The 16,837-nt window shown below is 55.8% G+C and carries 10 protein-coding genes; 8 read left to right on the top strand and 2 right to left on the bottom strand.

All coding sequences use genetic code 11. The annotated features are described in order from the left end of the window. Positions 1 to 33: 33 nt before the first annotated feature. The 5 genes from OYT1_RS07655 to OYT1_RS07635 all read left to right on the top strand — a co-directional run bounded on the left by OYT1_RS07655 (position 34) and on the right by OYT1_RS07635 (position 7,988). Positions 34 to 1,422, top strand: a complete 1,389-nt coding sequence (locus OYT1_RS07655; protein WP_062627474.1) for a cation:proton antiporter — start codon at positions 34 to 36, stop codon at positions 1,420 to 1,422. 18 nt (positions 1,423 to 1,440) lie between these two features. Further along, positions 1,441 to 2,331: a mechanosensitive ion channel family protein gene (locus tag OYT1_RS07650; protein WP_062627473.1), complete on the top strand. Its 891-nt coding sequence runs from the start codon at positions 1,441 to 1,443 to the stop codon at positions 2,329 to 2,331. Between the two features lie 160 nt (positions 2,332 to 2,491). Next, positions 2,492 to 4,000: a SulP family inorganic anion transporter gene (locus tag OYT1_RS07645; RefSeq protein WP_062627472.1), complete on the top strand. Its 1,509-nt coding sequence runs from the start codon at positions 2,492 to 2,494 to the stop codon at positions 3,998 to 4,000. 27 nt (positions 4,001 to 4,027) lie between these two features. Beyond that, positions 4,028 to 5,245, top strand: a complete 1,218-nt coding sequence (locus OYT1_RS07640; protein ID WP_062627471.1) for a cation:proton antiporter — start codon at positions 4,028 to 4,030, stop codon at positions 5,243 to 5,245. Positions 5,246 to 5,282: 37 nt separating this feature from the next. Continuing rightward, positions 5,283 to 7,988 carry a cation-transporting P-type ATPase gene (locus tag OYT1_RS07635; protein WP_062627470.1) on the top strand — a complete coding sequence of 902 codons (2,706 nt, stop codon included), beginning with the start codon at positions 5,283 to 5,285 and terminating at the stop codon, positions 7,986 to 7,988. Positions 7,989 to 8,063: 75 nt separating this feature from the next. Here OYT1_RS07635 and OYT1_RS07630 read toward each other — a convergent pair whose 3' ends face one another. Continuing rightward, positions 8,064 to 8,951 (bottom strand): ankyrin repeat domain-containing protein, encoded by an 888-nt coding sequence (locus OYT1_RS07630; RefSeq protein WP_062627469.1) that lies wholly within the window; start codon positions 8,949 to 8,951, stop codon positions 8,064 to 8,066. 127 nt (positions 8,952 to 9,078) lie between these two features. Between OYT1_RS07630 and OYT1_RS07625 the strand changes: the two genes are divergently transcribed. The 3 genes from OYT1_RS07625 to OYT1_RS07615 are packed head-to-tail and all read left to right on the top strand — an operon-like array spanning position 9,079 to position 14,825. Continuing rightward, entirely contained in the window at positions 9,079 to 9,915 is an 837-nt protein-coding gene (locus OYT1_RS07625) for a hypothetical protein (protein WP_062627468.1), read from the top strand. 18 nt (positions 9,916 to 9,933) lie between these two features. Next, positions 9,934 to 13,107: a response regulator gene (locus tag OYT1_RS07620; RefSeq protein WP_084612065.1), complete on the top strand. Its 3,174-nt coding sequence runs from the start codon at positions 9,934 to 9,936 to the stop codon at positions 13,105 to 13,107. 2 nt (positions 13,108 to 13,109) lie between these two features. Continuing rightward, positions 13,110 to 14,825 carry a two-component system response regulator gene (locus tag OYT1_RS07615; protein ID WP_062627466.1) on the top strand — a complete coding sequence of 572 codons (1,716 nt, stop codon included), beginning with the start codon at positions 13,110 to 13,112 and terminating at the stop codon, positions 14,823 to 14,825. Positions 14,826 to 14,827: 2 nt separating this feature from the next. Here the strand turns inward: OYT1_RS07615 and OYT1_RS07610 are convergent, their stop codons facing one another. Continuing rightward, complete coding sequence (locus tag OYT1_RS07610; RefSeq protein ID WP_062627491.1) at positions 14,828 to 16,759, bottom strand: ATP-dependent DNA helicase; 1,932 nt, start codon at positions 16,757 to 16,759, stop codon at positions 14,828 to 14,830. Positions 16,760 to 16,837: the final 78 nt, after the last annotated feature.

Genomic DNA, 16,837 nt, shown 5'->3' with positions numbered 1-16,837 from the left:
TGATACCATGAACTTATTTTCTAGAAAGCAAGCATGATTACTTCACTTCTGACGATAGCGACCATTCTTTTCCTAGCGTTGCAGTTGGAGGAAAAGCTACGCGTGCCTTCTCCGTTGGGATTGATTCTGCTTTCTTTTGTCGCTCACTATGTGTTCAGTCAGATACCGGTGCTTACTGGCGATGCTGAGCAATTCGCCACCTTAGTCATCTTCCTTCTGCCGGTGTTGCTGATTTCTGACTCGCTGGAGCTCAAGGTTGCCGACCTGAAGGAGCATGCGTGGAGCCTGCTGTATTTGGCGGTTGTCTCGATCATCCTGTCGGTGCTGACCGCGCTGGCTATCTCGGACTGGCTGTTCGGCGACTATCATCTGTCGACTGCCGCAGTGATCGTGTTGTTCGCCATGGTGCTGGCGACTGACCCAGTGTCGGTGGTGAGCATCTTCTCCAAATTCGAACTGCCGCATCGCCTGAAGATCCTAGCCGAGGGCGAGAGCCTGCTGAACGATGCCACGGCGCTGATCGCTTTTGTGTTCGTCGGCCTGTATGCGCTGGGCGGCAACGAGATCACCGCCGCTTATGTGCTGGGCATTAGCGCGGAAGTGATCCTGAGCTCGGTCGCGGTCGGCATGCTAGTCGGCTTCCTCGGGCTGGTGCTGATGAAATCCACGCACAACCGCTTTGCCGAGATGATGGTGTTGATCATCGCCGGTTACGGCGCATTCGAGATTGCCGAGCATTTCTATGTGTTCCTCAATCTGCTGGGCGGGCATTCGCATCTGCACCTGTCCGGCATCCTCGCCGTGATCTTCGCCGTGATCACGGTTAACCACGTGATGATGAAGGCGGTCGACGAGGAAGAGCGCCGCATCGAGCATGATGAAGCCGCTTTGCAGCGCGAGGCCATGAGCAAGAACTCTTCCTCCAACCTGATTGGCAAGACGCTGGACCGATTGCGCGCCACCCTCGCCGAACGTGATCGCCATCTTCGCACTAAGGAAGACATCCAGTTGCTGGCCCTAGTTGCCAATACCATCCTGTTCATTGCCATGGCGGAGATGATCGATCTCAAACTGCTCTGGCAGTACAGGACGGAGATATTAGTAATGTTCCTCGCCACCACGGTGATACGGGGTGTGATGATGGGATTATTCGCCGCCATCGCAAATCGCACCGTGAAGATGGTCGACATCAACCTGCTCTGGTGGAGCGTGCTGACTTTCGCGGGCATCAAGGGGGGGCTGTCCATCGTGATGATCACCATGATCCCCGCCAACTACCCGCATCTGGAAATGTTCAAAGCGGTGGTCATCGGCGTTATCATGCTGTCTACCTTTTCCTACTCTAGCGCGCTACTGCTCATCATTGGACGAAACAAGGAAATCTTTCGCGATGAGAAGCTGGCCGAGCATGGCCACCACTAATCACAGGCCGACTCAACCATGACCGAGATACTCCATGATCTGACTGCGCATCCTATGTTCGGCAAACTGCTGGGGCTGATGCTTAGTTTGCTCTTCATCCTGCTGCTGGTGAGGTTCGTACAGATGTTCGCCAACAACAACATCAAGAACAAGGAACTGCGGTACAAGACGCGCAAGGCGCTCAGTCTTGCTGGTTATGTGCTGGGCCTGCTAGCCGCCATTGCCATCTTCAGCAATCAGCTATCCAATCTGCCTGTGCTGATTGGCCTGCTCGGTGTCGGTGTCGGTTTCGCCCTGCGCGAGCTAATTCAGAGCCTATTCGGCTGGCTGGTGGTCACCTTCGGAAATCTGTACAAGCCGGGCGACCGCATCAAGCTTGGCGGCGTGATGGGCGACGTGATGGATATCAGCCCACTCACCACCACCGTGATGGAATGCGGCGACTGGGTGAAATCCGACCTGTACAACGGCCGAGTGGTGTACCTCCCCAACAACATCGTGCTGCGCGAACAGGTGCAGAACTACAGTGTAGATTTCCCCTTTCTATGGGACGAGATCGTGGTGCCGGTACGCACCGATTGCGACCACCGTCTGGCGCGAAGCATTGTGTACGAGGTTGGTGCAAGGGTGCAGTCCGATACAATGGCTACCGCGCGTGAATTGTGGGCTTCGTTTGTGCGTCATCACCGCGCAGAGGACTCCAGTCTCGATGTTGTGGTCACGCTGAGTTTCGATGCAAACTGGATAGAGCTTACGCTGCGATATGTCGTTGACTACCGCATGCGTTTGGCTACCAAGGATAAGTTGTTTTCTGCGATTCTGGTTGAGTTTGAGCAGAGCGAGGGCCGCGTAAAAATCGCCCAGCGCTCGTTGCTGGTATCCGAGTTCCCAGCGCGGGTGTGGCCTTAGGCTATAATTCCCGCCACGATTCATCCGTCCTTGTCTCTTCCGATGTAACTTCAAAGTTACTTAGTTGCCGGCCGCTCGGTGGCCGACAACATTCTCAGTATGAATTCGCATGCTCGCCACTCATCTGCGAGCAGGGCCGTTTTTTTTTGGGAGCACCTCAATGAGCATCCGCAATTTCTCCGAAACCAAAACGAATCTCCTTAGCGGCCTCACCGTCGCGCTCGCCCTCGTGCCCGAAGCCATCGCCTTCGCGTTGGTGGCGCAGGTGCATCCGCTGGTCGGTCTGTACGCTGCCTTTATGGTGGGTCTCATCACTTCGCTGATCGGCGGCCGCCCCGGCATGATCTCGGGCGCGACCGGCGCGCTTGCGGTGGTGATGGTGGCGCTGGTGGTGACGCACGGCGTGGAATATCTGTTCGCCACCGTGGTGCTGATGGGCGTGTTGCAGATCGGCTTCGGGCTGGGCAAGCTCGGCAAGTTCATCCGCATGGTGCCGCACCCGGTGATGCTGGGCTTCGTCAACGGACTGGCCATCGTGATCTTTCTGGCGCAGTTGAGCCACTTCAAAACGCCCGACGGCGACTGGATGCAAGGCGCGCCGCTCTACACCATGCTGGGCCTGATCGCGCTGACCATGGCGATCATCTACATCCTGCCGCGTTTCACCAAAGTATTGCCGTCCACGCTGGCCGCCATCGTCGCCACCTCGGCGCTGGTGATCTTCGCCGGCATCGACACCAAGACCGTGGGCGACATGGCCTCCATCGCGGGCGGCCTGCCGCAATTCCACCTCCCCGAGGTGCCGCTGAACTGGGAGACGCTCACGATCATCTTCCCCTACAGCGTGATCCTCGCCGCCATCGGCCTGATCGAATCGCTGCTGACGCTGAACCTGATCGACACCATGACCGACACGCGCGGCAAACCCAACCGTGCCAGCATCGGCCAGGGTGTGGCCAACGTGGTCACCGGCTTCTTCGGCGGCATGGGTGGCTGCGCGATGATCGGACAGAGCATGATCAACGTCACCAACGGCGCGGTGAAAAATTTGTCCGGCATCGCTGCCGCGCTGTTCCTGCTGAGCTTCATTTTGTTCGCATCGAGCTGGATCGAGATGATCCCGCTGGCCGCGCTGATCGGCCTGATGTTCGTGGTGTCGGAGAAGACCTTCGAGTGGGGCAGCTTCAACCTGTTCGGCAAGGTGCCGCGCACCGACATCGTGGTGGGCATCACCGTCGCCGTGGTCACTGTACTGACCGATCTCGCCATCGCGGTCATCGTCGGCATCATCATTTCGGCGCTGGCCTTCGCCTGGGAACACGCCAAGAGCATGGAGGTGCACGTGACCACCGAGGAGCACGGCTGGAAGGTGTACGATTTGCACGGTTCGCTATTCTTCGCCTCGTCGCAGAATTTCCTGAACCTGTTCACGCCGAAGGATGACCCGGAAGACGTGGTGATTGATTTCAGGCACGCGCGCGTTAAAGACCATTCCGGACTGGAAGCTATTGATCAATTGGCCGAGCGCTATACTCAACAAGGCAAGAAACTTCACCTGCGCCACCTAAGTCCAGATTGTTTGGAGCTACTCGGCAAAGCCCGTGGCATGGTGGAAGTGAACGTGCTGGAAGACCCGCACTACCATCCTGCGGATAACCGCTTGGGCTGATCGCCATCATTCTCTGGGAGTATCGCCATGGAGCTGCATCAATTCTTTCTCTTTCTTGCAATCATTTTAATCGCTGCGCGCCTGCTGTCCGAGACTGTTGCGCGCTTCGGTATTCCATCGGTGATCGGAGAGCTGCTAGCTGGCTTGCTAATCGGCCCTTCGCTGCTCGGTTGGGTGGCACCCGACACCACCATGAAATTACTGGCCGAGATCGGCATCATCCTGCTTTTATTCGAAGTGGGGATGGATACCGACCTATCACGATTGGCGCGATCTGGAAGCAAGCCGGTGGTGGTGGCGCTACTCGGATTTATACTGCCGTTTGTGCTGGGGTATGGGGTAAGCGCTTTACTGTTCGGACTGCCCGAGTTGACTGCGCTGTTCATTGGTGGAACGTTGACGGCCACCAGCATCGGTATCACGGTACGCGTGCTGGATGATCTCGGTAAGCGCCAGTCAGACGAGGCGCAGATCGTGATTGGCGCGGCAGTGCTGGATGATATTCTGGGCGTGCTTGCACTTGCAATGTTGTACCAGTTTGCAGTGGAAAAGCAGGTATCGATTCAGGCGATAGGTGAGGTTGGGCTCTACATTTTGCTGTTCATGCTGCTGGCACCGTTGGTGGCGAAGCTGGCCTCGATGGTGATTGACCACTTTGATCAGCGCGCCGCTACGCCAGGGTTGTTACTGACTATGGCGCTGTCACTGATTTTGCTATTTTCTTGGTTGGCGCATGCGGTTGGTGCGCCAGAAATCATGGGAGGATTTGCGGCTGGATTGGCATTCAGTCAGCATTTTGGCTTCAGGCTGTGGATGGGCAAAGGTCAGATGATTGAATTCAAGCCCAGCCCGAAATTGGCACATCGCCTTGAGGAACAGATGCGTCCTCTAATCCATACGTTTTCACCGTTATTTTTTGTGATGGTTGGTGTGTCGCTCAACCTGAGTACGGTGGATTGGGGGGAGGCATTCATCTGGCAATTGGCTGGGCTATTGTTGATGGTTGCCTTGCTTGGAAAGTTTGCTTCAGGTTTTTTCATTCGCGAATCTCGTCAGCACCAAATTGCCATCGGACTGTCGATGATCCCGAGAGGTGAAGTTGGGTTGATTTTTGCGCAACTAGGATTCAGTCAGGCTATTTTGAGCGGTGAGCTATATGCGGCATTACTCATCGTAATTGCACTCACCACTGTTTCCCCGCCCTTTATGCTCAAATGGTTCTACGGGCGAAGCCGCAATGCTTAAATACCGGAAGAATAGTGTTGAGTATGGCGCACCTATTATGACGAACAATGATTGGCACGCTCGCTCAGCTGCCGAGACAATTGCGTCGTTGTCCTCGACACACACCGGCCTGGAGCCGGACGAGGCTACGCGTCGATTAGAGCGTTTTGGCCACAACCGCTTGCCGGTAGCCTCGCGCGATGGCTGGCTACGGCGCTTCTCTCGGCAATTCCACAATGTGCTGATCTACCTGCTACTTGGGGCCGCAACGATCACCGCCTTGCTCGACCACTGGGTCGATTGTGGGGTGATCGTCAGCGTAGTGTTCATCAATGCCCTCATCGGGGTCATTCAGGAGGGGCGTGCCGAGCGAGCACTGGACGCGATCCGCAACATGTTGTCGCTGAATGCAACGGTGCTGCGCGGCGGGCGGCGTCAGGAGGTTCCGGCGCACCAGTTGGTGACGGGCGACATCGTGTTGCTGGCTTCCGGTGACAAGGTGCCTGCCGATCTGCGCTTGGTCGAGGTGCGTCAGTTGCGGATTGAGGAGGCTACACTCACCGGTGAGTCCGAACCGGTGGAGAAGGGAGTTGCCGCTGTGGATCCGCAGACGGTGCTGGGTGAACGGGCATGCATGGCGTATTCCGGCACACTAGTAGTGTATGGCCAAGCGCGCGGTGTAGTCGTCGCCATTGGTACTGCCACCGAGATTGGTCACATCAGCAGCCTGATCGCCGGGGTGGGTGTGCTGGAAACCCCGTTATTGCGGCAGATGACGCATTTCGGCAAACAACTCACGACCACCATCTTACTGCTGGCGGGATTGACGTTTGCTTTCGGCGTTTGGGTGCATGGCTACAACTGGTCCGATATGTTCTTTGCCGCGGTCGGTCTAGCGGTGGCCGCGATCCCAGAAGGACTTCCCGCCGTGCTGACCATCACGCTTGCGCTCGGCGTGCAGCGCATGGCAAAACGCAGTGCGATCGTCAGGCGTTTACCTGCGGTGGAATCCTTGGGTGCGGTGACGACCATCTGTAGCGACAAGACCGGTACGTTGACCAAGAACGAAATGACCGTGCAGCGCGTGATCACGGCTTCAAGCATATTTGAAGTGAGCGGTATCGGTTATGCACCACATGGTGGCTTTGCTATTGATGGAAAAGAGACCGATTTCACCGAACATCCCGATACGCTGGACCTATTCCGTGCAGGACTGCTCTGCAATGATGCCGCCCTGAACGAAGGTGAAGGGCATTGGCACATCGCGGGAGATCCGACCGAAGGTGCACTCATCCCGCTGGCTTTGAAAGCCGGATTGGATGCTGCTCTCGAACATGAAGAGCTTCCGCGTACCGACCACATCCCCTTCGAGTCAGAGCACCGCTTCATGGCTACCCTGCACCACGACCATAGCGGACACGCTTTTATTTTCGTGAAGGGGGCGGTGGAGCAAGTGCTGGCGATGTGCAACCAGCAGCGCGGCAGCGGCGAAGATGTGACACTGGACTTGCCCTACTGGCATGCGCAGATGGCCGAGACCGGCGCACGCGGACAGCGCGTGCTGGCCTTGGCGATGAAATCTGTAGAAGTTGACCAGCGTGAATTGCGGTTCGCTGATGTGGAAGGGGGATTCACGTTGTTGGGCATGGTTGGCATCAGTGACCCGCCGCGCGAGGAGGCGATCTCAGCCGTGCGCGACTGCAAGGCTGCGGGTATCCGCGTGAAGATGATCACCGGCGACCATGCCGACACTGCGCGCGCCATCGCCGCCCAACTAGGCATCGGCAACGGTCTGGCATTGACCGGTGTCGAACTCGATGCGATGGACGATGAGGCGTTGCGCCAAGCCGTACGCGATGTGGATGTGTTCGCACGGTCCAGCCCCGAACACAAGTTGCGTCTGGTGACAGCTATGCAGGCTAACGGCGAAGTGGTGGCGATGACCGGCGACGGCGTGAACGATGCTCCTGCGCTCAAGCGTGCCGATGTCGGGGTGGCGATGGGTGGGAAAGGCACCGAAGCAGCCAAGGAAGCTGCCGAAATGGTGCTGGCCGACGATAATTTCGCCTCCATTGCGGCGGCCGTGGAGGAGGGGCGCACTATTTATGACAACCTTAAGAAGTCCATCGTATTCATCTTGCCCACTAGCGGCGGAGAGGCGGCGGTCATTGTCGCGGCCATTCTCATGGGGTTGACCTTGCCGATTACTCCGGTACAGATTCTGTGGGTAAACATGGTGACCGCGATTACTTTGTCGCTTGCGCTGGCCTTTGAGTCTTCAGAACGTGGTGTGATGTGCCGTGCTCCGCAGGATCCGCGTGCGCCGTTGCTTGATCACTTCTTGCTTTGGCGGATCGTACTGGTGTCTGCGCTGATGGTGTTGGGCGGCGTGGGTTTCTTTCTTTGGGAGTTGGGGCGTGGAGCCAGCCTTGAGGAGGCGCGTACCGTAGCAGTTAATGCATTGGTCATGGGCGAGATATTCTATCTGTTCAATTGCCGCCACTTGTTTGAGTCATCGTTCGGTGTGATTAGCTTTACTCAATCCAGACCGGTTGTGCTGTCTATTGTTATCGTCGTATTGTTGCAATTATTGTTCACCTACGCGCCGCTGATGCAGCATCTGTTCGGTACCGCGGCCATTGAGTCTGCCGCTTGGTGGCGCATTCTGCTGTTTGGGGGGCTGGTGTTCGGTGCGGTCGAGATGGAAAAGGCGGGGATGCGACGTTGGGATCGGCATCGCATATCTCGACGAAGTCACAACTGACATATGCCGGTGATGCGATCAGTGGTCTATCTAGTGAATCGTAGTCGTGGCTGGTACGAGGCTACGAACTCCTGATTATGATAAGGATTGAAGTAGAGCCGCGATCCCGTGGTGCCCATTCTTGCTGGCTAGCGATAAGGCGGTGCTACCGTCCTTGAGTTGGATTGTTGTGTCGGCGCCCTTGTCGAGCAGGAGCTTAACGATGTCAATGTGGCCGTTAGCTGCTGCCTTGAGTAAGGCGGTAGATCCGTCCTGACTGCTCAGGTTTACATCCGCACCACGATCCACTAGCAGAATGGCCACGCCCAGATGCCCGCGCGTGGCTGCTTGCATTAACGGTGTCCAGCCTGACAGGCTACGTGCGTTGATGTCGGCATTTTCATGTAGCAGCAGTTTCACTGTGCGTGATTGACCGTTGTACGCAGCCCAGTGCAGGGCGGTATAGCCTGACTTATCTTGTGCCGCAGGATCTGCGCCGAATTCCAGCAGCATCCGCGTGACCAAATCATGCCCATTGAACGCGGCGACTATCAATGGCGTCCAATGGCGCGAATCTGTCGAGTTCAGATTTTCTTTACCGTCTTGCAATAGATGGTGCATGACATCTAAGTCGCCGGACTCTGCGGCATCCAGCAAGGTCTGGTTTGCGAAGAGATTGCCGTTGCGTTCGACCACGGCTTTGCTGATGGGGGCAGCACTTTCCCACGGGTCGATCCTCGGTTGAGTCGGCGTGAGCTGCCTAGAGTGGATTAGGCTGAGGTGGATGATCTCCGACGCTGCCTTGGGTGGAAACCCTGCGCGGTCACCACGATCATCGATAAGTAGTTCATTGAAGTAGGCTTCTGCATCATTAGAGTCCCAAAGCTCGAGTATCTTGGCTAGGATGCGGGGGTACTCTTGTTCCAGCACGTGCGGATAATGCTCCTCGCGGCCATCCAGTAGTTGCAGAATCTTCTCGTTCATGACTTCGCCTTGGTGACGGGTGTGACGTATTTGAATATATCACGACGCATAATGCAAGATTAACTCTTAAGATTGTTCCTGTTGCTCCGATAGCTTTATGCCAACCAATGCGAACAGGAGAGGGGACATGCGAAAAGTGGCTAAACGGGGGCTGATTCAATGGCTGCTGCTTGGCGGAGTGTGTTGTACAAGCTCGGTGCAGGCGTTGACTTGGAACGATAACTATCTGGGCTACCGTTATGGCTCCGCATTCTCTGAGCCGACGCTCACCCCGGCAATTTCTAAACATATCTTCTCGTACACCCATGCCAGTGGCTACACGTATGGTAGTAACTTCCTGAGCGTGGACGTGTTGCGGTCAGACTTGAATGATCCTGCTGCGAATAGTTCACGTGGGGCGACGGAGTTCTATGGCGTTTATCGCCATAAGCTGAGTCTTTCTGCGATAAGTGGCCGGAGCTTTGCCATCGGTGCCTTGCGCGATGTCGGATTGACGCTGGGGGCAGACTGGGGCAGCAAAGATGATACTTTTGCTGCACGTCCTCACAAGCTGAGAGTCGGCCCGACACTCAGTTTCGCTGTGCCGGGTTTCCTTGATGTCGGCGTATATCTTCAACAAGAGTGGAATCACAACGGTATCATGGGCAAGGACGTGAGTTTCGCTGCTGCACCGCTCTTAGGGGCGGTTTGGAATATCAAATTCGACGAATCTGCATTGCCGCTGGAATTCAAAGGATTTCTTGATTACAGTGGCCCTAAAGGTAAAGATGGTTTCGGTAGTGATACCCGTGATGAGTTACTGATGCGAGTGTTTGTGATGGCGGATGTCAGTTCGTGGTTCGGTAGCAAGAACACGCTGTGGATCGGCCCCGGATATGAGTATTGGCACAATAAGTTTGGTAATCAGCCGGGTGTCGGTACTCGGGCATCTACTCCAATGATGAATGTCGAATTCCACCTATAGACTCAGGATGGTTTAAGCATGGTGAGACCAGAAGGTACTCGGCGATGGCTGGTTTGGTTGGCGACAGCGCTGGCCTACGTAGTGCTGGGGAAAATATGTATCGGTTTAGGTACCATTGGAGGGACTGCTTCTCCGTTCTGGTTGCCTGCCGGTCTAGTGATGGCATTATCGCTGCGACTGGGCTACGGTGCGCTACCCGGTATCTTTCTAGGTGAGTTGCTGCTTGGCTATTTCTTCATGCCGGGTGAGCTGTGGAAGCACCTGATGATTGCCAGTGGCAATGTACTGGAAGGTGCGGCCGTGTGCTATTTGGCGCCACGCTGGATGACCTCCGATGATCTGTTCAGCTCAGTACGTAACCTCTTCGCCTTTTTTGCGGCGGCGGCAGTAGGTAGTCTGCATAACGCTTTTCTAGGCGTGCTTGCTTTGTGGTTGTCTGGTCTGATCCCTTTGGACGTATTCGGTGATGTCATGCTCAACTGGAGCGTGGGTGACCTAGGGGGAACCTTAATCGTCGCTCCTTTGCTACTGAGTTGGTATCGACCGGATTGGCAACAGTGGCGCGCATCGAGATGGGTCGAGTTTACATTGCTGTTCATTTCTGCCATTGGTTTGACTTGGGCCGTTTTCAACGGTTGGTTCACCTTACCTCAATCATCTTTGACATTCTTGCTGCTGCCATTCCTATTGTGGGGGGCATTCAGATTCGGTCCCGCTAGTTGCAGTTTTCTCAATGCGGCGATGATGGCAGCGGTGATCTGGGGAACGACCCACGGCCATGGACCGTTCGCATCTTCTTCGGCTACGGAGTCGTTGGTGTTGCTCCAACTGTTCACCTCGGTGCTAGTGGTTACCTCTCTGCTTGCCCTGATTGTCAATCAAGATCGTTTCCGCATTACCGATCAACTCCGACAAGAGGCGATCTTGCTGGAGAGCAAAGTAGAGGAGCGCACCGAAGCATTGAAAGCTGCGACTCTGGCGGCGGAAGCGGCCAGCCGAGCCAAGAGCGAGTTCCTCGCCAATATGAGCCATGAGATCCGTACGCCGATGAATGCTGTCATTGGTCTGAGTCAGTTGTTGCTTGATATGGAGCTGAGCGCCAAGCAGCGCGACTACTTAGGCAAGATTCAGAGCTCATCACAAGGTTTGCTCGGCATCATCAATGACATTTTGGATTTTTCTCGCATCGAGGCGGGAAAGCTTGAAATCGAGCAAGTAATGTTTGATCTGGATGAATTGCTAGATACCACGGCGAACCTATTTGCCTTGCGCGCCGAGCAGAAGGGGATCGAGTTAGTGTTTGACGAGGCAACCGATCTGCCGACGACATACATTGGCGACTCGCTACGTTTATCGCAAGTGCTCAGCAATCTGGTGGGCAACGCCCTTAAATTCACTGAGCACGGAGAGATTCAGGTCGGCATTCGAGGTGAGCGGCAGGATGGGCAGCGGATGCGGTTACATTTTTCGGTGCGTGACACTGGTATCGGCATGAGTGAAGAGCAACTGTCTCGTTTGTTCCATGCGTTCACTCAGGCAGACAGCTCGATCACCCGGCAATACGGCGGTAGTGGGCTGGGGTTGACGATCTGCCGGCGGTTGGTTGCCCTGATGGGCGGAGAGATCAGCGTGATCAGTGCGCTGGGGCAGGGGAGTACGTTCAATTTCTCGGTGTCGGTCAGGCTTGTAGAAGCCAATCCGCGCCGCCGGATTCCAGCAGATTTCGCTGGAATGAAGGCCTTGGTGGTCGATGACTGTGATGCTGCGCTAGTTTCGCTCAGTCATATTTTGGAGTCTTGGGGGGCGCTGGTGTCGGTTGCTCATGGGGCCGAAGAAGGCTTGCGAGAGCTGGCTCATGCGGTGACGCCGTTCAATTTGCTGCTGGTGGACTGGAAGATGCCGGGGATGGATGGCCTTGAGATGATCCGGTGTGTCCAGCAGCAGGTGGCACGCGGCGACATCATTCACGCGCCCATCGTCATTATGGTGACGGCACACGATCACGAGGATATGGTTGAGATGGCATCTGAAGTGCAGACGGATGCCATTTTGGACAAGCCGGTGACTCCTTCGCGCTTGTTCGAGGCCGTGGTCGGCGCGCGAGCTCAGGCAGCTAGCCATCTCGCTCATGAGCGGCGCCAGAGTAATCTATGGCCGATAGAACAGGCCGCGCCGATTCGCGGCGCGCATGTTTTATTGGTAGAGGATAATCTAACTAATCAACTGGTTGCGCGTGGGTTTTTGGAACGGTTAGGCGTGACGCTGGATATTGCCAATAATGGTCAGGAAGCGGTCGATATGATTGCGTTAGGTGGGCATTACAGCGCGGTATTGATGGATTTGCAGATGCCATTGATGGATGGTTTTGAGGCTACGCGACAAATTCGAGCCGAAGTGAAAAATCGTGATCTGCCGATTCTGGCAATGACGGCGGCCGCGATGACGCATGATAAAGATGCCACGATTGCGGCAGGGATGAATGATCACATTGCCAAGCCTATTGATTTCGCCAAACTTGTGCACGTCCTAGTGAAGTGGATCACCCCCGAGGTTAGGGCAGTGGCCTCGGTTGAGGCACATGCGGATCTATCAGAGCGCCCGTTTGAGTTGTCACCGCTGGAGCTAGCGAGTGCGGTCGAACAAATGGGCGGTGGTTGGGCGCTCATGCGTACCGTCTTGCTCAGTTGCCACGAAGACTTTTCGGGTGCTCATACCAAGCTCGAACAGCTACTTCATGCGGAAGACTTTAGTGCGGCCATGCGGCTGATTCACACGCTCAAGGGCTTGGCCGGAACCATAGGCGCGAAGAAACTTCAGCGTATTTGTACACTGTTTGAAGCTGAGCTGGATGCGGATCAAACGGATTCGCGTGCGGAGTTTGAGCATGAACTGACAGTTGTGTCGCGCGCTATCAATGCCTTTACGCAGAGCGAGGCTAGAAACTCGGCTGGTATGCCTGCATCTCAGGCCGTGGCACTGGACATGCTGTTGCCTCAGTTGCGTGAACTGGAAAGCTTGTTGGCGCAAAATCGGGTCAAGGCGAGGCCGTTAGCTGAAACGCTGGCTGGCCAATTGGCAGGAGCGCCACAGGCTGCACCGTTGGCCGAAATTGCAGGGTTGGCGAGACAGTTGAAGTTCCGTGAAGCATCGTTCAAACTCGATGCCCTGCTAAGACAGATGGGCGGTGAGTGAGCGTGGAAAACTTGGTAACCGTGCGGGCGCGAGTGTTGGTGGTTGACGATCTGCCGCTTAACATTGAAATTCTGAGTGAGGCATTGGAGCGTGATTTCGACGTTCAGTTTGCTACCTCGGGCAGTGAAGCGCTGGCACTGATCGAAAAAATGCCTCCGGATATCATTCTGCTGGATGTGATGATGCCTGACATGAATGGTTATGAAGTGTGCCGGAGAATCAAGGAGAATCCACTCAGTAGTCACATTCCAGTGATCTTCGTCACCGCCAAGACTTCCAATCGCGATCAGGAGTTGGGGTTCCAGGTTGGCGCAGTGGACTACATCACCAAGCCGTTCAGCCTCCCCATCGTTTGCGCCCGCGTTGCGATTCACGTCAATTTGAAGCGGGCCGAGGAGCGATTGGTGAATCTGGCTAACTTCGATGTGCTCACTCACCTACCCAACCGTTCGTTGATGCTTGATCGCTTACAACAGGGCATGGCGCAGGTTAGGCGGAATGACAGTTTGTTGGCGGTCTGCTTTATGGATCTGGATGATTTTAAGCCGATCAATGATCGTTATGGCCATAACGTAGGGGATGATCTGCTGGTGGCGATGGCGGGTAGATTGGGTGAGGCGGTGCGGGCGGGTGATACGGTGGCACGCATAGGTGGCGACGAGTTCATCATTTTGCTTTCAAGTTTGCGCGACCTGAACGAGGTCGAGCCAGCAGTGGATCGTATCCTGAAGGCGGTGGCCTTACCTTTCACGGTGCAGAATCTGGAGCTGACGGTGTCGGCCAGTATCGGTCTGACCGTTTTTCCATTGGACGAGGCCGATGGTGATGCTTTGTTGCGTCACGCAGACGCGGCGATGTATGAAGCCAAACAGCGCGGTCGTAATCGCTTCCACCTTTATGACAATAAGCTGGATCATCAGATTCAGCAACGTTACCGTGAGCAGGAGCGAGTCAAAGAGGCGCTTCATAATCAGGAATTCTGTTTGTACTACCAACCCAAAGTTAGTCTGCGCAGCGGCGAAGTGATTGGTATGGAAGCACTATTGCGCTGGCAACATCCAGAGCGTGGCCTAGTCGGACCTTATGAATTCTTACCCTTGGTTGAATCGACAGATCTGATCGTCGAAGTCGGAGAGTGGGTGCTGGATCACGCTCTGGCGCAGATTAGGCAATGGCAGCTCGCTGGATTTACCATTCCAGTGAGTGTCAATGTGGCGGCCCGGCAGATGCAGCAAGCCGAGTTCGTCGAGCATATCCGCGAGATACTGGCACGCTATCCTGATGTGCCAGCGATCTCCATCGAAATGGAGATATTGGAAACCGCAGCATTGGAGATCATTCGGGGTGCTCAGATTATTCGCAACACAGTGGATAGTTTGGGCATTACGTTTGCGCTCGATGACTTTGGTACGGGTTACTCATCCTTGGCTTATCTAAAGAAACTACCGGTGAGCACGCTCAAGGTCGATCAAAGTTTTGTACGCGATATGCTGCACGATAGCGAAGACCAAGCCATCATCGGTGGCATCATACAATTGGCCAAGGTGTTTAGACGCAAGGTGGTAGCCGAAGGGGTGGAAACGGCGGAACACGCCGCCAAGCTGTTGGAACTAGGCTGTGATTTTGCTCAAGGGTTCGGCATCGCCCGACCCATGCCGGGCGAGCAGGTGTTGGACTGGATTAGGGTCTGGCAGAGCGAGCACGGCAACATTGCCTGATCTCAATTCGGTACATCAAAAAATGCCACAGCCACGGCTTCTTCTCGCGTGCGCTTGAAAGGTGGCAGGCTTTGCCAGATGCGCTTGCCGTAGTGTTTTGAGATCAAGCGCGGGTCGCAGATCATCAGTACGCCGCGATCCGTTTCGTCGCGGATCAAGCGCCCAGCACCTTGCTTGAGGTTGATCACGGTGCGCGGCAACTGGTACTCCATGAAGGCGTTGCGACCTTGCTTGTTCAGCTCCGCGATGCGCGCTGCCAATACCGGATCGTCCGGCGGCGCGAACGGCAGCTTGTCGATCACCACCAGTGACAGCGCTTCGCCGCGCACATCTACGCCCTCCCAGAACGATTGGCTGCCCAGCAGCACCGCATTGCCATGCTCGCGGAAGCGCGACAACAGCTCGTTGCGCGAGCCATCTCCTTGCATCATCAGTGGGTATTTCAGATTTTTGCGGTCAAACTCGGCGACCAAGATTTCGTAGGCGCGCTGCATGGCACGCAGGCTAGTGAATAGCAGGAATGCACGTCCCTTGCTGGCTTCGATCAAGGGCAGGGCGGCTTGTACCACCGCCTCGGTGTAGCCTTCGCTGTTCGGCTCCGGCAGGGCTGGCGGTACGTAGAGCAGCGCTTGTTCCTGATAATTGAACGGGCTGTCCCAGCACTCGGTACGCGCTTCCAGCAAACCCATCTCGGCTTGGTAATGACCGAAATCCTGCTTCACCGCCAGTGTGGCCGAGGTGAAGATCCACGCGCGCGGATGGCCATCGATCTGCTTGGCGAAGATTTCGGCGATCGAAAGCGGCGTAGTGTTGAGCTGCATGGAGTGGTGGAAGATCTCCAGCCAGCGCACCTTGTCAGGCACGTCGCCGTCTTGCCATTGCTTCAGTTGCTGCGCCAAAGCTTGTGCGCGTTGCCAGCAACTCTCCAGACCTTCGCTGCGCTCGGCTTGTTTTTCCAGCAGTCCGGCGAGATGGTTCAGTTTTTCGTTCAGTGTTTTCAGTGCGGGCGAAAAGTCCTTGAAACTTTCCGTGGCGATGGCGGCTAGACGACCTTCTTTTTTGAATACCAGTCGCAAATCGCGCGCGGCTTTGTCCAGTGCGTCGGCGGCCAGCGGCAACGGTAAAAAGTCCTTGGCTGAGGTTGCGGCTTCCAGCCGAGCATCGCGTGCCAAGTCCATCAGTTGCGAGGTTGAGATGCTTTCACCGAAGAACAGACTTGCGGTTTCCGGTAGCTGGTGCGCCTCATCGAAGATGACGGTGTTGCAGGCGGGCAGGAGTTCCGCCACGCCTTCGTCGCGTAGCATCACATCGGCAAAGAATAGGTGATGGTTGACCACCACCACGTCGGCCTTCATCGCTTCTTTGCGCGCCTTGAGCACGAAACAATCCTCATGCTGCGGGCACTCCTGACCTAGGCAGTTATCGCGCGTCGAGGTGACTTGCATCCACACTGGCGCGTTCTCCGGCACGTCGGCCAATCCGCTCTTGTCGCCGGATTGGGTGATCTTCGCATACTGTGCGATCTTACCCAGATGGCGCACGTCCTCGCGCGTAGCGAATCGGCCATCCGACTGGGCACGCGCCAGATGGTAATGGCAGACGTAGTTGGATCGCCCTTTGAGCAGCGCCACGGATACCGGCGCTTGCAGTGCATCGCGCACTGTGGGCAAGTCTTTCTGGAATAGCTGGTCTTGCAGGTTCTTGGTGCCGGTGGAAATGATGACCTTGCCGCCTGCCAATAATGCGGGGACGAGGTAGGCAAAAGTCTTGCCAGTACCCGTACCTGCCTCGGCGATGAGTTGACCGTTGCTCTGGATCGCAGACAAGATGGCTTGCGCCAATTCGAGCTGTTGCGCACGTGGGCGGAAGCCGCTGATGTGTGCTGCCAGCGCACCCTCTGGGTCGAACAAGCTAGAAAGTTTTTCAGGCGAAATCAAGGTGAGCGTCGTCGGCAGCAAAGGTTGGCGATTTTACGCGATAGCGAGGGGCTGGGTGCGCGCTCTATTACGATT

The sequence above is a fragment of the Ferriphaselus amnicola genome, assembly GCF_000974685.2.
Taxonomy (GTDB): Bacteria; Pseudomonadota; Gammaproteobacteria; order Burkholderiales; family Gallionellaceae; genus Ferriphaselus; species Ferriphaselus amnicola.
This window is presented reverse-complemented; position numbering and strand designations above follow the sequence as displayed.